The sequence below is a fragment of the Vallitalea maricola genome (assembly GCF_036985595.1).
Lineage (GTDB): Bacteria > Bacillota > Clostridia > Lachnospirales > Vallitaleaceae > Vallitalea > Vallitalea maricola.
In genome coordinates, this window is record NZ_BTPU01000050.1 from 50,923 (window position 1) to 76,903 (window position 25,981).

A 25,981-nucleotide genomic window follows, 5' to 3' on the forward strand; every position below is an offset into this window, starting at 1 on the left:
AAGTTCAATATATATTGATATGTTTTTATGTATTAAATAGTATAACTTAAATAGTTATAGTAAGGAGTTTATTATGAAAAAAATTAATTTTGTAGGTAAACTGAAAAATATGCCCAAAAAGCAAAAAATGATAGCTGTCATAATGTCTGTGGTTATTCTTGCTGGTATTACAACAAGTGCAGTTTTGTTGTCTGCTAATAGTAACGAGAAAAGTAAAGACTTAGCAGATGATAAAGTAGAAGAAGTGGTTGATATGGGGAAAGATAATACCCAAGACATAACAGAAAATACTGATATTCTTGTTGAGTCAATATCCAATACATCATATGGAATTAATACAAAACCAAAATTAAAAATAACTTCCAAAACTCCTATGAGAGAAGACTCCATAAAGAAAAATTTGAGCTTCAGTCCTCATAGAAGTTACCATATTGATAAGGTAAATGATAAGGAATATATTCTATCAGTCAATTCTCCTTTTAAAAACAATGAGATTGTAAAAGTAACCTATAATACCAAGGAAGAAAAATTAGGCTGGGCTTTCCAAACAGTGAAAAAATTTGGTATATTTACAACTCATCCAGCTAATGAAGGTTATAATGTTCCAACAAATACAGGTATAGAAATACAATTTACCAAAGATATAGGCGAACACAACTTCGACCAATATTTTAATATTAAGCCATCGGTTGAAGGTGAATTCAAATATGAAAAAGATAAAATCATATTCGTTCCAGAGAAAAAATTAAAAGAAAGAAAAGAATATGAAGTAACCATTAAAAAAGGATATAGTGATGGTACAGAGACTATAAACGAAGATTATACGTTCACGTTCAAGACAGATGGACATAATTTTAATGATAAGTATCTTAACTTATATGGTACTACTGAATCTATTACATATATGAAACCAAATGAATCCCAAATGCTTACATGTTATGCTAATGGAAATGATTTTAAAAAAAAGATAAATCTTAGTATATATAAATATAAGGACAAAGAGGATTTTGTAAAAGGTTATTATGATAGAAATGATTTTGATATAGATAAATATGCTTCCAGTCTGACTGCAACTGAGAATTATACATATGAGGTAACTGCTAAGGACTTTGGATATGAGGATGTTATTGAACTACAACATTTAGATGGAGGTTATTATTTCTTAAAAGCCAAGTATTATGATTCAGTAGATTATATGTTCATTCAAGTATCTCCATACAATGCTTATACAGCAGTTGATAATGATAAAGTAATGGTATGGATGGTGAATGGATCAAATAGCGAGTTAGTGAAAAATGCTAATATAGTAATTGATGATAAGAGTATAGGTAAAACAGATGAGAATGGTTTTGCATTTATGGATAAAAAACAAGAGTACAGTGGAGATGTACTTATGGAATTACAGGCAGGTAATGATAATCCATTGATGATTCCATTGGTAATTAGTGATTATTCCAAGAATCCTAACTGCGTTTATTGGTCTTACATATATTTTGATAGAGGGATATATCTACCTACTGATGAGATAAATGTATTTGGTTTTGTACAAAACAGAGAAGGTAAGAGTGTAAAAGATGTTAGGATAGAATTGTTAAACGATAATAATACCCTTATGGAAGCAAAAGAAGTTAAATTAAGCAACATAGGTACTTATCAAACAAAATTCAATATAGATAATTATCTTGATAGTTATCTAAAAGTAAGGGTAATAGTAGATGGTGACTATGAGATTGAAAATGAGTATATAGATATTGCTAGATTCGAGAAACCTACTTATAAACTAGATACTTCCCTTGATAAAGAATTCATAATGATGGATGATACAGTAAACTACTCTGCTGATGTTACATTCTATGAAGGAACGCCAGCTGCTGATTCACATATCTCTATAGAATCAAATGGATTCAGTTTGTTTGGTAAAGAAACAAGTTGTAGTAAAGAATATATTTGTAATGATAAGGGACACAAAGAAGTGGAGTTAACACCTCATTTTGATACAACAAAATGGAAACCTGCATTTGTTAACATACAAACTAGGTTTGATGACCTAGATAAGAATTATATAAGAGATGTGTCTAGTGTTATTCTCTTTCCAAGAGATATAATGATAGAGACAGAGGATAAAAAAATGTCTGATGAAGAAGTAGAAATATCAGTTAACATAAATAATATTGATATAAGTAATTTTAATGGACAATTATATGATTATGATTCATATAGGGGAGAGGGTATTGCCTCTAAGGATGTTGAAATAGAAATAGAGGAAACCTATTATGAAAGGATTTATCAAGGTAAAGAATACGACTATATCAATAAAAGAAGCTATGACTGTTATACATATGAAAGACATGATAACAATTTAGGTACTATAGAGGGAGTAACAGACGAGAATGGTATATTAACATTCAACTTTGATGAGATAAAGGAAAATAGAGGATATAGATTCTATATTAGAACTAAAGACAGCAAGGATAGGTTGGTTGAACAGATTCACTATTATTCAGAAGCCTATTATGTTAATGATAACCAAAACTATTTGCAAAGATATTCACTACATATGAATGAAGGTTTATTCAAGAAGAATGACAATATGGAATTAGCTATTAAACAAGGAAATGAATATATATCAGAAAGAGAGAATGACAAATCTTTATTCTTTGTATGTAAAGAAGGAATAATTGATTATATAATCAGTGATGATACAAAAGTTGACATAAAATACTTACAAAAATATATTCCAAATGCGACCATATATGCTGTATATTTTGATGGTAAATCATTACATAATGATTATAGTATGGAAAGATGGTTCGGCTATGATTATGAAGACGAAGAGCTTAATGTGAACATTGAGACAGATAAAAAAGACTATAAACCAGGAGACAAGGTGCAAGTAACAGTCAAGGTAACAGATAAGGATGATAAACCAGTTTCTGCTGATGTAAATATAAGTGTAGTTGATGAAGCATTCTTTGCAATATGTGAAGATTCTACATGGGTGTTATCTGATCTCTATAGAAGTGTATTTTCACCAGGATTAACAAGTCAATTCCTGGCAGCTTACAATATATATAATAATTTTGGTGGAGCTGAATGCGGCGGTGAAGGTGATTCGGAAATAATAAGAAGCAAATTCAAGAATACAGCAGATTTCGGTATCATCAAAACAGATGAAAACGGGATATGTACCAAGGAATTTGAATTACCAGATAACTTGACTAGCTGGAGAATTACATGTACAGCCATAAATGACAAATTAAAGGCAGGAAAAGAAAAATATAATATAAATGCAAAATTGCCATTTTTCATATCATCACTGGTATATGATAGTTATATGAAAGGTGATTATATCAACGCTACCATAAAAACAGGGGGAGCAAAGCTTAAGAAAGAAGATTCAGTAGAATTTACTGCCAAGATAGAACAAGAAGATGGTAAAGTAGTAGAGGTGACCGAAACAGGAAAAGGTCATGAGTATGTTAATATTCCTATTGGTAAACTTCCAGAAGGTAAGCATAAGATAACTATTATAGCTAAAACTGGTAATTATAAAGATGGTGAACAATATGATACCCAAATAAAAGATTCTCTTCATTATTTTGATGTTATAAAACAAGAAGACCTAAAAGAAGATATGGAAATAATAAGTAATGACCAATATGTCAATCTTATATTCCTTAACAAAGATTTATGCGAATATTACTTTGGTTTACTGGATATATACTATTCAAGCTATAACGATAGAAGTGAATATATAATATCATCTAATATTGCAGGAAAAGAACTTAATAAAAAATTTGAGGGCAATTTCAAATTAGATGAACCAAGATGTGAAGAATTCGTATCTTATAATGGATTATATAGAGATTTTTCATATGGAAACAATAGTGCAGAGATAACAGCCGATCTAATATCAGTAGGCTTTGTAGAAGATAGAGAGCAACAGATAAACGGACTACTACAAGCAGCTAGAGATAAAGATAAGACTTTAAAAGAAAACATAGCGGCTCTATGGGGATTATCCTTGTTGGATGAACCAGTGTTATTGGAGACAAATGCAATATATACTAAAATAAATGGCACAAGTGAAACATTGAGTTTTGAAAAGATGTATATGATGTTGACTTTTATTGAAAATGGAGAGTTACAAAAAGCAAAAGAAATATATAATGATATCAAGGTTAATCATATTAAACAAAAACATGAGATGCTATATATAGATGATGCTGATACAGGCAATAAATTTACAGCTATGATGATGGTGGCAGCTCTTAAATTAAACAACTTGGAAGATGCAAAAGGTATGTATGCTTACCTACAACATACAGGCGAAAACAAATATCCTACAATAACAGAAAGACTATATTATCTACAAAACATGAAACCAAAAGAGGATAAAGCATCTTTTAAATATGAACTAGATGGTAAAGAAGAGACTGTATCATTAGGAACCCATAGATATCATTCATTGGATTTAACACCAGAACAAGCAGAGAATATCAAATTTTCAGAGATTAATGGCAATGTGAGGGTTATAAAAGATTTTATAGGGACAGTAAAAGATATTGAAAAGACCCACAAATACAATATAGAAAGATGGTATTCTTCAGATGGTTCAGGAGAAGATATAAAACAAGGAGAGATTGTAACAGTTCATATAAAAGTAAATGTTCTTGATAGCCGTTTATCAGCATTTGTATTAGAAGATATTTTACCTACTGGACTAACTTTCATAGGTGAAGAGAAGACGAATTCCGATAAACTAGGTGTATGGGCAGATAATGAAGCAAGAAGAACTAAATTACATGTATATGTTGGTTGGAATTATAGGATGTCTGATGAATACAGCTTCGAGATTACCTACAAAACAAAAGCAGTTCTAGCAGGTGAATATATTGCAGAACCAATCATAATCAGAGATTATATGAATGATGAAATAACTTGCAGTAAAGAAAACGTTGTGAAAATAAAATAGCAAAAGAAGATAGACTAGGTTTAGCTAAAACTAGTCTATCTTCCTTGATATTAATGTTAAAAATATATTATCTGGTAGCCCCATAGTTAAGATAAGGAATGAGATAATGAAACGATTAATAATTAGTATTATAGTATTTATCATGATAATGACTCTATCATCTTGTAATAAAGAAAAATCAGATAAAATTGTTGGTGACGATGCTGTAAGTAGTGAAACTGAAATAATTATACCAAGGGAAGAAGTGAGTGAGGTTAGACCATCTTTACTAGACAGCTGTAATTTCATAGATGAAAGATCATTTATCAAATCCATAAATGAAAGTACATTAATAAGTGAAGAGGATAATATTATAGCTGGGATAATACCACACCATGATGTAGCCAGTAAATATGTTGCTTCATTATATATGACTATAGCTAATAAAAAACAACCAGAAGTCATTATATTATTAGGACCTAATCATCCTGGTGAAGGACCAAGATTCCAAATAGGTAACTATGATTTCAACACTAGAGCAGGAGTTGTAAAGAGTGATTCAAATATAGTAAATAACTTAGCAAATTATCCAGATATTAATTATGCTATAGAGGAAGTTTTCGAAAAAGAGCATTCAATAGGGCTGCATATGAATTACATAAAGCAGTACTTCAATAAAGCTAAGGTTGTTCCTATCACAATAGGAGAAACTAGAAACGATGAAGGTATATTAGATGTAGCTAAGGCGATAACAAAAGAAATAAAGGATAAAGACTTTATTATCATAGCTTCAATAGATTTTTCCCATTATGTTACATTAGAAGAAGCGAATGAAAAAGATGAGATAACTAGAAAAATAATTGAAGATTCAGATGTAGATAGAATGATTGGTTTGAGTAATGACCATATTGATTCACCTTCTTCCTATGCATTACTAATTCAGATACTTAATGAACTTGAAATAGACTATACATGCAAAATTAATGGACATGATAATTCAGCTAATATATTAGGAGATGAGAAGATACAAGAAACAACCAGCTGTTTTTCAGTTAGCTATGTTAACTAAACCTTTTATTCAACCCTGCTTTATTACTAATGTAGGGTTTTATTTATTATTTATAAAGAGTAAGATTACAAAAATGTAAGGTTCTATAGTAGAATGTAAGTCAATAGAATGGATGCTAGTTCCTCCAAGAGTTAAAATACAGTTAAAGACAGAGTCAGATATATATTAGGAGGAATTGTGATGGCTAAAGTAATTGAAGCAAAAGGAATAAAAAAAATTTATAAAGCCAAAGGCATAGAAACATATGCTGTAAATGGTGTAGATATAACAATTGAAGAAGGCGAATTTTTTGGAATAATGGGTCCTTCAGGAAGTGGTAAAACAACTTTATTAAATCTTATGTCAACTATTGATTCACCAACAGAGGGACAAATCAATTTTAAAGGCATTGACTTGGCTACAATGAAAGGAAAAAAATTAGCAGAATTTCGTAGAAAAAATATTGGATTCTTATTTCAGGATTTCAACCTGCTTAATAACTTAAGTATAATGGACAATATTGCTCTACCACTAGTATTGGCAGGAGTCAAAACAGCAACTGTAAAAAAGAAAATTAACGAGTTAGCTTCCTTCTTTGGATTGTCAGAGCATCTATATAAATATCCATATCAACTATCTGGTGGACAAAAACAAAGAGTAGCAGCAACAAGAGCTTTGATTACAAAACCAGCTGTGATTCTAGCTGATGAACCAACAGGTGCACTAGACTCAAAATCTGCTTCAGAACTATTAGAAAATCTTAGAAAGACTAATGAAAAATTCGGTTCAACTATAGTAATGGTTACTCATGATGCTTTTACAGCTAGTTATTGTGATAGAATAATTTTTATACAAGACGGTAAAATATTGACTCAGTTAAAAAAAGATGGAAACAGGAAAGATTTATATAAAAGACTATTGGATCAGTTAGCTAGCATGGGAGGTATTAACCATGAATGCGATTAGTATTGCTTATAAAAATATGAAAAGTAATCTTGGTCTATATAAGCTTCATTTTCTTGCGCTGGTTTTCTCTGTAATGGCATATTACCAATTCAGTGCCATGAGATATAATCCAGAAGTGCTGACTGTATCCGAACAAGAAATGGTATCAACTCTAGGACATGTAACAGCTATTATGCTTATAGTATTTCTCTTATACTTTTCATGGTTCTCAAGTTCTTTTTTCCTACAACAGAGGAAAAAGGAGATTGGATTATATACATTAATGGGAGTAAGCAACTATAAAGTAGCTTTAATCTATGCTATGGAAAACCTGATAATGAGTACTTTGGCTATTATTACAGGATGCCTTATAGGTGCAGCTTTTGGTAAACTGTTCATGATGATCTTAGCAAGATACTGTAATATGGGAGTAGATATCAAGTTTTTTATATCAGGTAAAGCAATCCTTGAAACAGCAGTCATTTTTGGGGTTATAAGTTTGTTCTTCTCAATAAAAGGATACATTAATATCATCAGAAGTAGTCTTTTATCCCTTATAAATGCAATGAAAAAAGAAGAAGCAATTCCAAAATCAAGTATAATAACAGGAATATTATCGCTAGTAGTAATTGGAGCTGGATATTACTGTACTAGATTAGCTATGGGAGTGAATTTTTTAATTTTTACCCTTATAACTACTATACTTGTTATAATAGGTACTTATATGCTGTTTAGAAGTACCACAACCATTATTCTAAAAAGATTGATAAAGAATAAAAATATACTATACCGTAAAACTAATATAATGACTATATCCAATCTATGCTATCGTATAAGAAGAAACTATAAGGTATACGCAACTATAGCAATACTTCTTACTAGTACCATTACAGCATTTGGAACAGTAACATCACTTAATTATACCAATAATAGTATAAAAGATATTGATTATCCATTTTCATTTACTGTATTAGCTGATACTGAGCAAAGAGAAGATGAAATAAACAGGGTACTACAAGATGAACAAGTAGATATGGCATTTGATAACCATTTTGAAATATTAATAGTGGATAATGCAAAAACAAAAGATTATAATTATCGTGGTGCTACAATTGTACGATACGAGGATTATAAAAAAGTCATTGATAATGTTGGATATAAATTTGATAAAGGGATATTCGCAGATAAACCTCTAAATGACTTTGAAGGCATGTTCAATGAGAATTCCCATACCTTATTTAGCTTGTTCAAAGTGAATGAAGTAGAGATAAACGGGCAGAAAATAGATATAAGAAAAATGTTTAGAGCACCACTATATGGAACAGGGATACCTGTTGATGCTATTATAGTTAATGACAATACTTATAAAGCTTTTGAAAGTATAGGTGAAAAATATTATTTTAATGGTTATAAATTAAAAGATGAAACCATACCAACTAATGGACTTGAAGATAAGGTATCTGCACTTTCAGAAGAAGGATACACTTTCTTCAAAAATGGAAAACATGATTCACAGACTAAAAATAATATAATCAAGATTGTATACATCCTTGGAGCATTCTTGGCATTAGTATTCATTATGGCTACAGGAAGTATCATCTACTTTAAAATCATAACCGAAGCCATGGAAGACAAAGATAAATACATTACCTTAAGTAAAATAGGAATGGAAGATTCAACAATCACAAAAATCATACGTACCCAAGTAGGAATGGCATTCATCCTCCCATTATTAGTATCCATAGTTCATACAATAGTTGCTATCAAAGTACTTGAAAACCTAATAGGAATACTACTCAACATACCTATCCTCATAAGTATAGGAGTAGTGTCATTAATATTCTTCTTGTACTACCTACTAACTGTAAAACATTATAGGAAATTAATAAAACAATAAGACTATATTAGCCAATAATTTGCTAATTAGAAGAAAAAGTGTTTTGTGATTATACTTACCGTCACTAGGTAGCAAAATCAGAACAAAATACTTTTTCTGACTTACTTGCTATATCTAATAAACATGTAGTTTCACACTTTAAAGTATGATATAATTAATTTTGCTGACTAAAAGGAGGAACTACATGATACGTACAATTTTTTGGTTCATAGCTTTTTGGATATATCAAGTATATAGTTTGTTCAACCGCTTTAGATACTGGTATCTAGGAAAAGTGGGAAATGAAGAAAAACAATTAGAGGTATTACAAAAAACAACAACCAAATGGGCTAAAAAAATGGTTAGATTAACAGGCAGTAAGGTGATAGTCAAAGGTGTAGAAAATATTCCAGACAGAAATGTCCTGTTCGTATCTAATCATCAAGGTAATTTTGATATACCATTATTGATGGGATATATTCCTAGATTAAAAGGCTTTGTAGCAAAAGTAGAGCTTGAAAAAATGCCTATAGTAAGTGGATGGATGAAAAAATTAGGTTGTCTTTTTCTGGATAGAAGTAATCCAAGACAATCACTAAAAGTAATTCTAAAAGGTATAGAAGAATTAAAAAAAGGACACACATTGGTAATCTTTCCAGAAGGGACAAGAAGTAAAAGCAATGTTATGGGTGATTTCAAAAAAGGCAGTTTAAAACTAGCTATAAAATCAGGAGTACCTATAGTACCTATTACTATCAACGGTTCATACAAATTACTGGAAGAGAAAAAAAGAATAAGAAAGTCCAATGTAAAAATAATAGTTCATCCACCAATATATATGGATGACATGTCAAAAGAAGACAAGGATAATTTAATCACCAATGTCTATAATATAGTCCAATCTGGATTAGATAAATAAAATAATATAAGAATTCTTTGAAGCAAGTATTTTCTATAATGATAATACTTGCTTTGTGTTTACTGGTATTCTATGCTATAATTATATTATTATGGATATATTTTCCTAATTTTTTTATAATTTTAAAATGGGGTGGTTATTTTTGAGAGAGTTAGTTGAAAAGCAAAGAAAGTATTTTTTAACTCATGAAACAAAAGATTTAGCTTTCCGTAAGAAACAGTTGAACCTATTGAGAGAAGCTATACAAAAATATGAAACCAGACTCTTTGACGGCTTGAATAAAGACTTCAGAAAATCAAATTTTGAGACTTATGAAACAGAAATAGGTATGGCCCTGGAAGAAATAAGATATACAATAAAACATCTGAAAAAATGGGCAAAACCTAAGAAAAGACCAACACCATTAGCGCATTTTAAATCAACTAGCAGAATATATTCAGAACCATATGGAGTAGTATTAGTAATGTCTCCATGGAATTATCCATTTCTATTAACTATTTCTCCAGTTATAGGAGCTATGGCAGCAGGTAACTGTGTAGTAGTAAAAACATCTAGGTATGTACCTCATACATCATCAGTAATAAAGGAAATGATTGAACAATACTTTGATCCAAAGTACATAACTGTTGTTGAAGGAGGACGTGACGTCAATACCGCATTGTTAGCCGAAAAATTTGATTATATATTCTTCACTGGAAGTCCTACTGTAGGAAAAATAGTTATGGAAGCTGGAGCTAAGAATTTGACACCAGTAACATTGGAGTTAGGTGGAAAAAGCCCCTGTATAGTAGATGAAACAGCTAACATCAAAATAGCAGCCAAAAGAATTATTTGGGGAAAATTGGTCAATGCAGGTCAAACCTGTGTAGCACCAGATTATATTTTAGCCCACAAAAGTGTTAAAAATCAACTCATTGAAGAATTAAAGAAAGTTATAACTAGTTACTATGGTGAAAACATCTATGAATCACCAGATTTCCCAAGAATAGTTAACGAAAAACACTATAACAGAGTATCTGGTCTGATAAATAAAGATAAAGTTGTTTTCGGCGGCGAAACAGTTGAAAAAGAAAATTATGTATCACCTACAATAATGGATAATGTAACATGGGATGACGATGTAATGAAAGAAGAGATCTTTGGACCATTAATCCCGGTACTTGAATTTGATAAAATAAAAGATGTAATAGCATTATTGAATGATAAACCAAAACCATTAGCACTATACTATTTCTCAACCAATAAATCAAATATAAATGAAGTACTCAAAAAAGTTTCATATGGTGGAGGATGTGTTAATGATACATTGGTACATCTTGCTAATATAAATATGCCCTTTGGAGGAGTAGGAAACAGCGGAATGGGTGGCTATCATGGAATAGATAGTTTTAGAACTTTTAGTCACCATAAAAGTGTCCTCACAAAAGCAATGTGGATTGACATACCAGCCAGGTATCCTCCTTACAATGAAAAAGATCTAAAGACTATAAGAAAATTATTGAAGTAATGAATTACTATTGTAAAAACAAGCATTATCTATAATGAATAAGGCTTGTTTTTTTTATGTTTATATGATATTATTTTATTAGAGACCACATGGTCTCTGAGGAGGTAAATATGAAAGAACTATTTTTTCAGATCAGTAAAGATAAAAGAGATACTATCATTTTAAATGCAATACATGAATTCTCTAATTATTACTATAATGAGGCTTCTCTTAATAGAATCATAAAAACATCAAATATATCAAAAGGAGGTTTATTCAAATATATTGATTCAAAAGAAGATTTGTATTTATATATTCTTGAGAAAGAATTAAAGCGTTTGATTCATTATCAATTAGAAAATACAAATCTAGAAACCACTGACTTTTTTATGAGAATAAGAGAATTATCATTTCAGAGCATAGATTTCTATAAAACCAATAAAGAAACCTATAAGTTAATACTCCATGCTCTAACTGATACCACATCACCAGTTTATGATAAAGTAGTTAAGATTAAAGATGAAATCATAAGTGAATTACAAGATAAAATGTTAATGAACATTAACTTTGAATGTTACAAAGTCTCCAAAACAGAGGTACTAATGATGTACAGATTTATATCAGATGGCGTTAATCAGTCAATAAATAAAGACACTTGTATAGAAGAAATAATAAAAATGTTAGAACTAATCTTGGATGCATTAAAATATGGAATTGTAAAGTGAGGTTTTAGTATGAAATATAAAGTTACCAATCCAACTAAAAAAAAGACAATAATATTTTTAAATGGGGCAGGGGTGGGTCCATGGATGTGGAAATACCAATTAGATAACCTGACCCAATATAAAATGATAACATTTGATTATAAAGGTCATGGAGATAATAGTCACAATGATTTTATTAGTATGTCTGATGTTATAAAAGATATAAACTTTATTATAGAAAATGAAGTGAAAAACAACGAACCTGTTTATCTAATAGGTCATAGTCTAGGAGCTCAAATAGCTTTGAAAGCTTTTAATGAATTACCAATTGATAAAGCTATAATTATTAGTGCCCTCAATAAACCAATGAAAAAAATGTTGTCATTTATTAATCCAATTGTAAAATGCAGTATACCTTTTATAAAATATAAGTGGTATGCAAGATTAAATGCTAAACAACTTAATATAAAAAACGAATTTTTTGAGGAATATTATAATACATCTAAAGTAATGAATTACAAAACACTGAAAAATATTTTTAATGAAAACATGACATTTCGAAATAGTTATCAATTAGATGACAGAATCCTTGTAGTGGTAGGAGAGAAAGAGAAACGATTAATGTTGGAATCTGCAAAAGACTTATGTGAAAATCCTATTATAATCAAGGATGCAGCCCATGATATACCTTATAATCACTATAATATCATTAATAAAATCATAGAGGACTTTTTGTAAGAATAAAATTATTTGATAAAAAAACTTGACAGATATAAAATATGATAATATAATGAAGAAAAGAAAGTGTAAGCGATTACATTAATAAGAGGGGTGATGATTATAGCACCGATAACAATTAGCGATATAGCTAAAAAGTCGAAAGTATCAGTTGCTACAGTGTCCAGGGTGCTTAATGATTCTGATAAAGTTAAAGAACAGACTAAAGAAAAAGTTCTAAAAGCTATAAATGAATTAAATTACGCACCCAGTGATATTGCACGAAGTTTATCTAGGAATATAACTAATACAATAGGTGTAGTTGTTCCTGATATCAATAATCCATTCTTCGGACAAGTTATAAAAGGAATCAGTTCTGTAACTGACAAGAATGATTTATATATGCTTTTATGCGATACTGATGAAAATGAAGAGAAGGAAATGAAATTCATTGAAATGCTTAAACGTCAGAGGATAAGAGGATTGATAATAACCCCAACAGCTGATAACGATAAGTTCAATGCTAAGTATTTGAGTATTTTAGAAAACCTTAATGTTCCTGTAGTTTTGCTGGATAGAGATGTTAAGTATTCCAAATTTGATGGTGTATTTCTAGATAGTATTTCAGGAACTTACGATGCTATTGAATGTTTTATCAAAGAAGGACATAGGAAAATAGCTATCATTTCAGGACCATTGAGTTCTAAGCCAGGTAGAGATAGATTAAGAGGATATAAAAAAGCATTGACAATGAATGGAATTGAAATAGATGATAGATATATATTCTATGGTGATTTTAGACTGGAAAGCGGTTATGAATTGAGTCAAGAAATCTTAAAGATGGAAGATCCCCCTACAGCTATTTTTGTATCTAACAACATGATGAACTTAGGATGCATAAAAGCATTGACAGAGGCTAATGTAAGAATTCCAGAAGATATGGCACTAATAGGATTTGACGAAATAGAATTATTGAATATCATGAATATGGATATAAGCGTTGTATCTCGACCTACTGCACAAATGGGTGAAGTTGCAATGAAGATATTACTAGATAGATTGAATGAACAAAAGATTGATAATCAAGATACCAAGAGGATTATATTACTACCAACATTAATACTTAGAGGTTCAGAAAAAAAAGAAAAATAATTTTTTTTAAACCGAAATGTAAGCGGTACCACTAAAGGAGGAGTTTTATGAGACATGACATTGTTATACTAGGAAGCTTTGTTGTTGATTTAATGGGAAGAGCAGATCACTTACCAAAGCCCGGGGAAACTGTAAAAGGCTCAATGTTCAAGTTAGGACCTGGAGGAAAAGGTTCTAATCAAGGAGTAGCCGCCAATAGGGCAGGAGCAAATGTAACAATGATTACAAAAATAGGTGATGACCTATTTGGAAAAGTTGCAACCGATTTTTTTGAAAAAGAAGGTATGGACACAAGTTATGTGTTTGAGGATAAGGAAATAGAAACAGGAACAGCATTAATATTAGTAGATGAGAATACTAGTCAAAACAGTATTTTAGTTACATCAGGAGCATGTGGCAATATCAAAGATGAAGAAATATTGAAATGCGAAGATAAGATAAAAGGTGCAAAAGTATTTCTAACACAGCTGGAGACTAATTTAGAAGCTGTTGAGTTAGCAGTGGATATAGCTAAGAAAAACAACATAACAACTGTTCTTAATCCTGCACCTATTCAACCTATATCAGATGAACTACTATCAAAGATTGATATTATTACACCTAATGAAGTAGAAGCTTCAATTCTAACAGGTGTAGAGATTGAAGATATGGATGATGCAAAGAAAGCAGCAGATATTTTTATTGAGAAGGGTGTTAATAATGTAATTATTACTATGGGAAGTCAAGGAGTATATGTAAGATGTAATGATGAAGAAAGAATAATCCCAAGATATGAAGTAGATGCAATTGATACTACAGGAGCAGGAGATGCTTTTAATGGTGGTTTTGTGACAGCATTAGGAGAAGGTAAAGGAATCTTTGAAGCTGCTGAATTCGGAAATGCTGTAGGAGCTTTATCAGTTACAAAAATAGGTACTGCACCTGCAATGCCAACAAGAGATGCTATTAACAATTTTATAATAAACAATACAAGGAACTAAACAAGGAGGACATAAAATGTTAAAAGGTGGAATTCTGAATCCTCAGATGGCTAATTTATTAGCAGAATTGGGGCACAAAGATACAATTGTAGTAAGTGATGCTGGATTACCTATGCCGCTAGAAGTAGAAAGGGTAGACTTGGCATGGAAACCTAATGAACCAAGATATCTAGATGTATTAAAAGAAGTGTTAAAATCTCTAGTTGTGGAGAAAATAATATTGGCAGAAGAGTTAAAAACCGTTAGTCCAGATATGCATAAAGATATCATTAACTTATTTCCAGAAGATATGGAAATAGAGTATGTACCACATGTTATGTTCAAAGAAAAAACAAAAGAGGCAAGAGGTATAATAAGAACTGGTGAATTTACTCCATATCCAAGCATTATATTAGTAAGTGGGTGTGCTTACTAAATTGTAATAATGAGGAGAATGTAAGGGGTTACATAAATATATATGAGAAAGGGGCAGAAGATGGCTGATAAGAAACTAATTCTAGAGTTAGAGAATATCACTAAGATATTTCCAGGTGTAAAAGCATTAGATAATGTTAAATTAGAGATTTATGAAGGAGAAGTACATGCTTTATGCGGAGAAAATGGAGCTGGTAAATCTACTCTAATGAAAATAATATCTGGTGCTCAGGAATATACTTCTGGTAACATGCGTTATCAAGGTGAAAACGTAAAATTTTCTTCTACTAAAGAAGCACAAGAATTAGGTATATCCATGATTTACCAAGAATTCAATCTTATACCTCATCTAACTGTAGCTGAAAATATTTTTCTTGGAAGGTATCCTGTAAGTAAAAGAGGCATTATTGATTGGAAAAAAATGAACCAAGATGCCAAAGATCTGATTGCAAAAGTAGGAATGAATATAAGTCCTAAAAAACTTGTAAAAGATTTATCTGTAGCAGAAGCCCAGATGATTGAGATATCCAAATGTCTGTCTATAAATTCAAAAGTTATCATAATGGACGAGCCAACGGCTGCATTGACAGATGAAGAAATAGAATGTTTATTTGATATAGTTGAAAATCTAAAAAAAGAGAATATAGCAATTATTTATATCTCACATAGAATGAATGAAATATTCCGAATAACAGACAGAGTCACCATTTTTAGAGATGGAAAATTCATAAAAAGTATGTTGACAAAAGATACTGACCATGATGAAATAGTCCGTTTGATGGTCGGTAGCGATTTAACAAACCTATATCCTAAGAGGGATTATGTAAGATCAAAAGAAGTGGTATTTGAAGCAAAAAATATTGTATATAAAAATAGTATAAAAGATGTTTCATTCAAATTGTACAAAGGTGAAATCTTAGGAATAGCTGGATTATTAGGATCAGGCAATATATTACTATCAAAACTTCTAGCAGGATATTATGGAGACTATGATGGTGAAGTCTTGATAAAAGGTAAAAAAACTAAGATAAAAAATCCTGCACAAGCTCTTTCAAAAGGGATATTTGTTGTATCAGATGACAGAAAGAATGAAGGATTGGTCTTAGTAAGAAATGTAAAAGAAAACATTTCACTGGCTTCATTAAAATCTATAATGTCAAATGGACTCTTATCTGACAAAAAAGATATGGAGATGTCCAAAAAAGAGATTGACAAATTAAATATAAAAGTTTCTTCACCACATCAGATTGTAGGTAATCTTAGCGGGGGTAATCAGCAAAAAGTAGTATTTGGAAAAATGCTTGAAACCAACCCAGAGATAATATTCTTGAATGAACCTACAAGAGGTATTGACATTGGAGCGAAAGCAGAAATATATAATATAATGCATGAACTTACTAAACAAGGAATCAGTATTGTTCTGATTACATCCGATCTACCTGAACTAATAGGAATGAGTGATAGAGGATTGGTTATGCGAGAAGGTGAAGTAGCAGCTTCCATTAGTAAGGATAAATTAACACAAGAAAATGTATTATCATATGCAGCTGGAGCAGGAGGGGTTGAATAAAATGAATATGAAAAAAATAGGATTGAAGTTATTAACGAAATATAGAACGGTATCAGTATTGGTCTTGATATTAATAATTGCAACATGTTTATCTAATTCATTTCTGACATTTAATAACTTGTTGAATATAATAAGACAAGTTTCTATCATTGCAATTATTGCATCAGGTATGACTTTTGTAATACTGACAGGTGGTATTGATTTATCTGTAGGTTCAATAGTGGCAATATCTGGAGCATTATCAGCATATACGCTGTTAAATACTAACAGTGTAGTATTAGCTATTATTGTTGCCTTAATAGTAGGAAGTATATGTGGTGCATTTAATGGAATCATAATTACTAAAGGTAATTTACCTCCATTTATAGCAACATTGGCAGTTATGACTTTTGTGAGAGGGTTCGTATTAGTATTCACTAATGGTTCTCCTATAGCGGCAAGAATGAAAGCTTACAATTTTATAGGTAAGGGCTATCTATTCGGTATACCTTTTCCAATTATTATATTGATAGTTGTATTCGCAATTGGGTTTTTTATACTTAAATATACTGCTTTTGGAAGAAGTGTATTTAGTATAGGTGGTAACAGAGAAGCCACTAGATTATCTGGTATCAATGTCAAAAGAGTGGAAACATTAGTATATACAATAAGTGGATTATTGGCAGGTTTAACTGGATTGATATTAACTGCTAGATTAGGTTCTGCACAGCCAACAGCTGGTAAAGGTTATGAACTAGATGCAATAGCAGCAGTAATCTTGGGTGGAACTAGTCTTTCAGGTGGACAAGGAGCAATTATTCCTACTGTTTTTGGAGCATTGATTTTAGGGGTACTTGATAACATATTGGTATTGATTGATGTGAATCCATTTGCATCAGACATAGTTAAAGGATTTGTTATTTTACTGGCTGTTCTTGCAGACAGTAAATTTAAATCAGTTTCATCAAAATTAGATGAATAATAAAACTTTAAGGAGGATATTAAAATGAAAAAATTTTTAGCAGGTATTTTAGTTTTAACTCTTATGTTTTCGGTAGTAGGTTGTGGACAAAAAGCAAATGATGCTAGTAAAGAGGATGACAATTCAAAAGATGCTGAAACAAAACAAGTCAAGATTGGTTTATCTATGAATACCTTGAACAATCCATTCTTTGTAGACGTTTCAAATGGTGCTAAAAAAGGTGCAAAAGATAACGACGTTGAATTATTCGTTACAGATGCTCAGAATCAGCCAAGTAAACAACAAACAGATGTAGAGAATCTATTACAAAAAGATTTGGATTTACTAATCATAGATCCATGTGATAGTGATGCTATAGTAGCCGCAATTGAAACAGCTAATGAAAAAGATGTACCTGTCATAACAATTGATAGAGCTGCAAAAGGCGGAGAAGTTGTTGCACATATGGGATTCAATGCAATTCATTCAGGAAATATTGCAGGAGAATACTTAGCTGATGTGCTTAATGGAAAAGGTAAAATAGTTGAGATTATGGGTATTATGGGTACTAATGTTGCTCAGGACAGAAGTAAAGGTTTCAATGAAATAGTTGATAAGACAGAAGGTTTTGAAGTTGTTGCTACTCAAAGTGCTAATTTTGATAGAGCTGAAGCAATGAAAGTTATGGAAAACATTCTACAAGCCAATGCTGAGATTGATGGAGTATACGCAGCTAATGATGAAATGGCTTTAGGTGCTCTAGAAGCTATTGAAGCAGCTGGAAGATTAGATGAAATAGTTTTAATTGGTTGTGACGCTATTGATCCATCATTAGAAGCTATCAGAGGAGACAAACTAGAAGCAACAATCGCTGAACCACCTTTCTTTTTAGGAAAAAATGCAGTATTAATGGGATTAGATTATATAAACGGTAAAGAAATAGAGAAAAACATCATATTAGATTCAACATTAGTAACTAAAGATAATGTTGATGATATAGTAACTAAAGAAGAATAATAATCAAAGATTAAAAGTACTTGGGTATATTAATGAATCTAGTACTAAAAGGAGATTACAATGAATTTATCAAAATATATAGACCATACAATATTAAAACCAGATGCCTGTGAAGAAGATGTCAAAAGAATATGTGATGAAGCTAAAAAATATAATTTTGCTTCTGTATGTATTAATCCATCTTATGTAAAATATGTGGCAGAATCATTAAAAGAAACAGATGTCATGACTTGTACAGTAATAGGTTTTCCTCTAGGAGCAACGCCAAAAGAAGTAAAAGCCTTTGAAACTGTGAATGCCATAGAAAATGGTGCAGATGAAGTAGATATGGTTATAAACATAGGTTACTTAAAAAGCAAGAAATATAAAGAAGTAGAAGAAGACATTGAAGCTGTAGTCAATGCAGCTAAAGGAAAAGCTCATGTAAAAGTTATCATTGAGACATGTCTTCTAACAGATGATGAGAAAGTAAAAGCTTGTGAATTATCTGTGAAAGCTGGAGCAGATTTTGTTAAAACTTCCACTGGATTCAGCACAGGCGGTGCTACACTTGAAGATGTCAGATTGATGAAAGAAACTGTAGGCGATAAAGCGAAAGTAAAAGCATCAGGTGGAGTAAGAGATTATGAAACTGCTGTAGCCATGATTGAAGCAGGAGCTGACAGAATCGGTACAAGTTCTGGAGTAGCCTTTGTAAGTGAAAAGTAAATAAAGTATACAAATAAATTAGCTATGAAAAGCTGGTAGGATTTTACATCTTATCAGCTTTTTTCTATATTTATGCAGATTTTTGTCAGATTTATTATGTTATTTACTTGATTTTTTATAATGGTTGTTATTATAATAAAGTAAGGTATAAGCTGAAAAATTTATAATATTATGTATAAATATTATGTGAGGAGAATATTAGTGAAAAATATTGCAGATGGTTTCCATAATATATCAATTAAGAGAAAAATAGTAATACTTGGTCTGATTATGATATTATATCCAATTATACTAGTTATTATATTTGGTATGTATAACAACGAGAAAATAATAAAAGATCGTTTTGTAAGCTATGTTGAAAATGATGTTATGAATGCTAAGAACAGAATGACTAATGATCTTAATTTTATGGAGCAGATTTTTCAAGAAGTTTTTTATAATATTGATGTTTATGATTTGTTTAGGTCTAAGCCAAAAGGGTGTGATAGAAACAATACCATGTTAAACTATAGATTTCAAAAAAATATGACTAAATATTTAAACTCTACAATATTTGCAAAACAAGAATTTGATTTGGTAATTATGCAGTTTTTAAGTGATGATAGTGTCTATTATGCAGCCAAAGAAAAAGGACTTGTTGATATGGGTAAAATCCCAACAGAAGAGTTTAAAAAAGTAATAGAAGATGATAATCAAGTAATTTATTATTTTGATAAACAAGATGATGGACCATATATCTACCTCGTACGTTCAATCTATGACATCAATACTTTTGAGAAGATGGGTATTATGTCTTTTAGAATTGATAATAATTATCTGCGGGAAATTCTAAGTCATACATATAGAGAACCAGCGGAATCTACATATTTATATACTTTTAATGGTGATAGAGTTGTATATGCAGGAAGGAATTATAATAATGATATTATTGAAAACAATAAAATATATCTGAAAGAAAAAGGAACATATACACATACAATAAATGGCAATAACTATTATGTCATCGTGGAAACTATAGAAAACGTTAATCTAAAAATAATTAGTGTCATAACAACAGATATGCTCATAGCAGATACTAGAAAAGTATTTGATTTGATTATAATCCTATGTATCATTAGTATGCCTATCTATATCATAATAGCGAATATGATCTATAGTGAAATTATATCACCCTTTAATTTGCTAGTATCTAAGATGAAAGATATTGAAAAAGGAGAATTAAACACGAGTATAGACATTGTAAGAAAAAATGAAATAGGTTATCTGTATAATTCATTCAACAGTATGGCTAAGAGATTAAAATATCTGGTGGAATGTGTTTATGAAGAAGAAATAGCTAGAAAAAACGCAGAAATATCAGCATTACAATCACAGATTAATCCGCATTTTCTATATAATACTTTAGAAACGATTAACTGGAAGGCACAATTATCAGGTGAGCGGGATATCGCAGAAATGGTCCAGGCACTATCCAAACTTATGGATGCAAATATGAACAGAAAGGGTGAGAAATTCTCCACTATTGAACAAGAGATAGAATATATGGATAGCTTTCTGTTTCTAATTCAAAAGAGATTTGGTAAAAAAGTTGAATATCATAAAATCATCGATGAAACAGTATTAAAAGAAAAGTTACCAAAATTAATTATTCAACCCATAGTTGAGAATGCTATAAAACATGGAATTGAGCCTGTAGGCAGAGGTAAAATAACAATATATATTACTGAAAAAGATGAAAAATTAATAATAAAAGTAGAAGATAATGGAGCAGGTATAGAAATAGCTAGATTACAATCAATTAACATGGAGTTGAGTCATAACAAGTATATTGTAGAGGAACAAAAAAATTCCAGGAGTATTGGGCTTAAGAATGTTTATAGAAGATTATTGCTTATATATGGAAAAGAGGCACAGATTTCCATTGAAAGTATATATACACAAGGTACAATAGTAACCCTTAAGGTTCCAAAAACAGAATGGCTGACAACGAATTAATAAGGAGGAGTTTTCGATGTATAAAATATTGCTTATTGACGACGAAATAATAATAATTGAAGGATTAAAAAAACTTGTTCCCTGGGATGAAATTGAATGTGAAGTAGTTGGTGTAGCAGAAGATGGTGAAGAAGGTTTAGAATTAGCCAATGAGTTGAAACCAGATATTATTATTTCTGACATTCAAATGCCTAAATTATCAGGACTGGAAATGATTAAGAAAATAAAAGAAAAAAGTAAAGATACCAAATTTATTATTTTAACTGGGTATAGAGAATTTGAATATGCAAGGGAAGCGGTTACCTTAGGTGTTACCCAGTTCTTATTAAAACCTACTAACTTAGAAGACATAAAAAATGCCATATTAGAAGCGATTAATATCTTAGATGATGAAAGAACAAAAGTGAAGGACATCGAAAATCTAAGAAAAAAGCTGTATAAGTTTAATGCTTTAAGTGATAAGGAAGTAGAAAACAATGATAATGAAGATGATAAAGTCCGATTTTTAACAGGACAGGCAATTAAATATATTAAAGAAAATTTTAGTAAAAAATTAGATTTGCAAACAGTAGCCGATCATTTATACATAAGTTCTTGGTATTTGTGTAAAATATTGAAGAAAGAAGTAGGTAATAGTTTTGTGGAGCTATTGAATGAAGTTAGAATACAAGGAGCAAAAGAATTATTAACTACGTCTAATTATAAGATATATGAAATAACAGAAATGGTTGGATATTCTGATACTGCTTATTTTTCTAAGACATTTAAAAAACATGTAGGAATAACACCTAAACAGTATCGAAATAAAAAATGGAAAAGTTAGTTATAAGCGATATATTTCTAAATAAATAAAATATAATTTTTATTATAATTGTCTATTATAGACGCCTTATTATGTATAATTAATAGGTATTAAACAATTAGTAAGATATATATATTGATTATTGAACAAAATTATACAGTAAAGTGCAAGAATGACTTATAGTAATTGTACAATATGCATGGTATTATATGGGTGTAATAAAAATATTGATTTAGGTAGTTGCAAATATAATTTAAAAAATGAATAGCTTTAACTTAAAAAATAGGAAAATTTTAACAAAAAGAAGACAAGCTGTGAAAATTAAATTAAATAAATCACACCTTACAAATAAGTTATTCATAATACAAAAGATGTCATAAGTCTACAAACTTGACAGTTAATCATTTTACTCTATTAGAAAGACTTATTTCGATTATTTTAATTATTCTGCAATTAACTAAAAACATTAATTTTAGGGAGGAGTTTTTAGATGAAAAAGATTTCAAAACTTATTTCAGTTTTAATGGTTTTAACATTAGTATGTGGACTATTTATTGGATGTGGTACCAAAAAAGGAGAACCAGCTGGTGTTGATAATTCAAAGCAAAATACTGAAAATGAATCTGAAAAAGAATCTAACAATAACAATGCAGAAAATAATGAAAGTGAACCTGCTAAAAAGGTTGAATTAAAGACTGAGACTATGTTTGGTGGAACTGATCCTTGTACAAAAAGTTACGAGGCTTTCTTAAAAAAATTCATGAACGAACATAAAAATATTACAATTAAAGATGATTCCATGACATCTGTTGGTGATGAGTATAGGACTAAAGTAAAAACTGATTTTGCAACAGGTAATGAACCTGACATCTGCTATTTCTATAGCTTAGCTGATGCAGATGGTATTATTAATTCAGGAAAAGTAGTAACTTATCAAGAAATCTGGGAAGAATATCCTGATATAGCAAGCGATGTTCAAGAAATAGCTAAACAATCTGTAGCCAAAAACGATGGAAACATTTATTCAATACCAATAAGTGGTTTTTATGAAGGATTATTCTGTAACAAAGCTTTATTTGATAAATATAATCTTGATTTACCAACTGATTGGGATAAGTTATTAAAAGCGATAGAAACATTTAAAGAAAAAGATATTATACCAATTGCAGCTCCTGTTGGACAATCACATTATTTGTGTGAGTTCTTTACTATAGCATTTGGTACAAAAGAACACAAAGCTCTTTTTTCAGAAGGTGTTCAAGACTCTTACATTCAAGGCTTAAATGAAATTAAAAATTTCTACAATATGGGTGCATTTCCAAAGTCAGCTATAACTATGCAAATAGAAGAAGCTCAAAATTTATTTAAGTTAGAAAAAGCAGCAATGACTTTTGATGGATCATGGTTTAATGGACATTTTAAGGATGAATTTGAACATTTACAAGATAAAGTAGTAATCTTACCAATGCCTGCAAAAAATGACAAAAAAGGACCAAAAGATATAATTGGTGGTTATTCAACTGGTTTCTTTGTAAGTAGAAGAGCTTGGGATGATAAAGATAAAAGACCAGCTGTAGCACAATTCCTTAAAGAAATACTTAGTTATGAAACGCTTTCACAATTTGCAAAAGATAATGGTGGTATTCCAGTAGTTGGTGAAATAGAAATTGCTGAAGATTTACCTTCATGTAATAAAAGCGGACTACAAATGTTTGTTGATGCAACTGCTATTAATATGCCTTTTGCTGATCAGATTAAACCTGAAGCATTCAACCATATTTGGAAAGATGGTGTTCCATATATTGTAGCTGGAGAAAAGACAGCTGAAGAAGTTCTTAATAAAGCTATGGAAATCCAAAATAGTGCAGAAAATAGTAACTAATTAAATATGATACTTATAATTTGAGAACAAGTGGATATTTAGGAAAAATTAGAATAACAGTTGATAAGTAAATTCAACTGTTATTCTAATATAAGGCTTGTTTTATAAATAGTCGAAAGGAGTGGAAAAAAGTGAGCGTATTTAAAAATAAAAAAGTCATTTTTTTATTTCTATTTCCTGCTTTAGTATTTATTATAGTTTTTTTACATTATCCGCTAGTAATGAGTATAGCAAAAAGTTTTACTAGATGGGATGGATATTTTAACACCAATTTTATTGGTTTAGCTAATTATAGGGAATTATTAAAAGATAGATCTATAATGCAATCTCTACAACATACATTAAAATTAATGATATATGTTATTATATTTGAGGTTGGTTTTGGCTTGCTATTAGCTCTTTTTGTGGATTCAGTAAAAAAAGGAGCACAATTTTTTAGAACAGTATACTTCTTTCCTATTGTAATTTCAGGTGCTGCCATAGGGATGTTGTTCACTTTAATATTTCAATATTATGGAGGACTTCTAAATGGTATTATAGGAAAATTCGGTGCTGCGCCTATTGAATGGGTAACTAAGAGTAGCGCTATGAATATTGTATCCATACCAACAGTATGGCAATATGTAGGATTTTATTTTGTCATTATGTTAACTGCCATCAATAATGTGCCTGAAGATATATATGAATCAGCATATTTAGATGGAATAACAGGTATTACTAAAACATTTTATATAACAATTCCTATGATAGCTGATGTAATAAAAGTCTGTTTAGTACTGGCTATTACCGGTGTGCTAAAAGTATTTGATATAGTTCAGATAATGTATGAAGGGGGACCATTAGGTTCAACAGAAGTTCTTGGTACATATATGTATAGAAAAGCATTTACAGATGAGAGATTTGGATATGCTTGTGCTATTTCAGTATTAATTGTTATTCTTGGTATAATATTATCAGTTATAGTTAACAAGATATTTAAAACTCATAATGAATATTAAATCATCAGATTGGAGGATATTATGATTGTACAAAAAAAAGTCACACCCAAAAAAGTAATTATCTATGTTGTATTAATTGTATGGGCACTAGCAACAATTCTTCCATTACTTTGGGTCATAAATAATTCTTTTAGAACTTCAAACAGTATTATTGCAGATGCATTTTCATTCCCGAAACACTTCGATTTGGATAATTTTAAAACTGCATTTGAAAAACGTAATATTGGGCAGGCATATATGAATAGTTTGCTAGTTTCCGTTAGTACAACAATTTTAACTATAGCTTTTGGAAGTTTAGCAGCATATTGTTTAGCACGATTTGAATTTAGAGGAAAAAAGGTTATATATACTATTATTGTTGGAAGTATCTTAATTCCAGTTTTTGTTACGATAACTCCAGTATTTCGAATGTTAGTATCTTGGAATCTTCTTGATACACGTATTGGATTAATATTACCACAAGTCGCAGGAAACTTATCCTTTACCATAATTTTATTATATGGTTTTATGATTGGTGTTCCCAAAGAATTTGAAGAATCTGCATTTATTGAAGGGTGTGGAGTATTGAAAGCTTTTGTTAGAATCATTGTTCCAATATCAAAAGCAAGCTTTGCAACAAGTGCTATTTTTATCTTTTTATGGTCTTATAATGATTTGTTTATGTCTTTAATAGTTTTAAGATCAAAAGATGTTCAACCTATAAACGTTTTATTACGTGAAATTAGTAGTCAATATGGTACGGATTACGGATTAATGGCTTCATCTATTACTTTAATTGTTATACCTGTATTAATTGTATATATGTTACTCCAAAAAAATATTGTAAAAGGCTTGACAGCAGGTGCTATAAAAGGATAGGAGAAAGAGGGGTTAA

At 30.3% G+C, this 25,981-nt stretch carries 20 protein-coding genes; all 20 read left to right on the forward strand.

Annotated elements, in window-relative coordinates:
• The first annotated feature begins 73 nt into the window (after nt 1-73).
• The 20 genes from AACQ14_RS14765 (at nt 74) to AACQ14_RS14860 (ending at nt 25,965) form a co-directional block, all read left to right on the forward strand.
• Nucleotides 74-4,975 (forward strand): Ig-like domain-containing alpha-2-macroglobulin family protein, encoded by a 4,902-nt coding sequence (locus tag AACQ14_RS14765; protein ID WP_339364351.1) that lies wholly within the window; start codon nt 74-76, stop codon nt 4,973-4,975.
• Between the two features lie 106 nt (nt 4,976-5,081).
• Nucleotides 5,082-6,023 carry an AmmeMemoRadiSam system protein B gene (gene amrB, locus AACQ14_RS14770; RefSeq protein ID WP_339364352.1) on the forward strand — a complete coding sequence of 314 codons (942 nt, stop codon included), beginning with the start codon at nt 5,082-5,084 and terminating at the stop codon, nt 6,021-6,023.
• 180 nt (nt 6,024-6,203) lie between these two features.
• Entirely contained in the window at nt 6,204-6,968 is a 765-nt protein-coding gene (locus AACQ14_RS14775; protein WP_339364353.1) for an ABC transporter ATP-binding protein, read from the forward strand.
• On the forward strand, nt 6,955-8,844 hold the full coding sequence (locus AACQ14_RS14780; RefSeq protein ID WP_339364354.1) for an ABC transporter permease: 1,890 nt from the start codon (nt 6,955-6,957) through the stop codon (nt 8,842-8,844). The genes AACQ14_RS14775 and AACQ14_RS14780 overlap by 14 nt, the downstream gene beginning before the upstream one ends.
• A gap of 184 nt (nt 8,845-9,028) precedes the next feature.
• Entirely contained in the window at nt 9,029-9,742 is a 714-nt protein-coding gene (locus tag AACQ14_RS14785) for a lysophospholipid acyltransferase family protein (protein WP_339364355.1), read from the forward strand.
• A gap of 127 nt (nt 9,743-9,869) precedes the next feature.
• Complete coding sequence (locus AACQ14_RS14790) at nt 9,870-11,249, forward strand: aldehyde dehydrogenase (protein ID WP_339364356.1); 1,380 nt, start codon at nt 9,870-9,872, stop codon at nt 11,247-11,249.
• 110 nt (nt 11,250-11,359) lie between these two features.
• A complete protein-coding gene (locus AACQ14_RS14795) occupies nt 11,360-11,953 on the forward strand; it encodes a TetR/AcrR family transcriptional regulator (protein WP_339364357.1) in 594 nt (197 codons plus the stop codon).
• A gap of 9 nt (nt 11,954-11,962) precedes the next feature.
• Complete coding sequence (locus tag AACQ14_RS14800; protein ID WP_339364358.1) at nt 11,963-12,670, forward strand: alpha/beta hydrolase; 708 nt, start codon at nt 11,963-11,965, stop codon at nt 12,668-12,670.
• Between the two features lie 96 nt (nt 12,671-12,766).
• On the forward strand, nt 12,767-13,801 hold the full coding sequence (locus tag AACQ14_RS14805) for a LacI family DNA-binding transcriptional regulator (RefSeq protein WP_339364359.1): 1,035 nt from the start codon (nt 12,767-12,769) through the stop codon (nt 13,799-13,801).
• 47 nt (nt 13,802-13,848) lie between these two features.
• Entirely contained in the window at nt 13,849-14,781 is a 933-nt protein-coding gene (rbsK, locus tag AACQ14_RS14810) for a ribokinase (RefSeq protein ID WP_339364360.1), read from the forward strand.
• Between the two features lie 16 nt (nt 14,782-14,797).
• On the forward strand, nt 14,798-15,196 hold the full coding sequence (gene rbsD / locus AACQ14_RS14815) for a D-ribose pyranase (RefSeq protein ID WP_339364361.1): 399 nt from the start codon (nt 14,798-14,800) through the stop codon (nt 15,194-15,196).
• 60 nt (nt 15,197-15,256) lie between these two features.
• Complete coding sequence (locus tag AACQ14_RS14820; RefSeq protein WP_339364363.1) at nt 15,257-16,765, forward strand: sugar ABC transporter ATP-binding protein; 1,509 nt, start codon at nt 15,257-15,259, stop codon at nt 16,763-16,765.
• A gap of 1 nt (nt 16,766) precedes the next feature.
• Nucleotides 16,767-17,726, forward strand: coding sequence for an ABC transporter permease (locus AACQ14_RS14825; RefSeq protein WP_339364364.1), 960 nt, complete (start codon nt 16,767-16,769; stop codon nt 17,724-17,726).
• A 24-nt stretch (nt 17,727-17,750) separates the two neighbouring features.
• Nucleotides 17,751-18,722: a substrate-binding domain-containing protein gene (locus AACQ14_RS14830; RefSeq protein ID WP_339364365.1), complete on the forward strand. Its 972-nt coding sequence runs from the start codon at nt 17,751-17,753 to the stop codon at nt 18,720-18,722.
• 60 nt (nt 18,723-18,782) lie between these two features.
• Nucleotides 18,783-19,430 (forward strand): deoxyribose-phosphate aldolase, encoded by a 648-nt coding sequence (gene deoC, locus AACQ14_RS14835; RefSeq protein ID WP_339364366.1) that lies wholly within the window; start codon nt 18,783-18,785, stop codon nt 19,428-19,430.
• 201 nt (nt 19,431-19,631) lie between these two features.
• Nucleotides 19,632-21,425, forward strand: a complete 1,794-nt coding sequence (locus AACQ14_RS14840) for a sensor histidine kinase (protein ID WP_339364367.1) — start codon at nt 19,632-19,634, stop codon at nt 21,423-21,425.
• A 16-nt stretch (nt 21,426-21,441) separates the two neighbouring features.
• Nucleotides 21,442-22,248 carry a response regulator transcription factor gene (locus AACQ14_RS14845; protein ID WP_339364368.1) on the forward strand — a complete coding sequence of 269 codons (807 nt, stop codon included), beginning with the start codon at nt 21,442-21,444 and terminating at the stop codon, nt 22,246-22,248.
• Between the two features lie 469 nt (nt 22,249-22,717).
• Nucleotides 22,718-24,109, forward strand: a complete 1,392-nt coding sequence (locus tag AACQ14_RS14850) for an ABC transporter substrate-binding protein (RefSeq protein ID WP_339364369.1) — start codon at nt 22,718-22,720, stop codon at nt 24,107-24,109.
• A 131-nt stretch (nt 24,110-24,240) separates the two neighbouring features.
• Nucleotides 24,241-25,107: a carbohydrate ABC transporter permease gene (locus AACQ14_RS14855; protein ID WP_339364370.1), complete on the forward strand. Its 867-nt coding sequence runs from the start codon at nt 24,241-24,243 to the stop codon at nt 25,105-25,107.
• Between the two features lie 21 nt (nt 25,108-25,128).
• Entirely contained in the window at nt 25,129-25,965 is an 837-nt protein-coding gene (locus AACQ14_RS14860; protein WP_339364371.1) for a carbohydrate ABC transporter permease, read from the forward strand.
• The last annotated feature ends 16 nt before the right edge of the window (nt 25,966-25,981 follow it).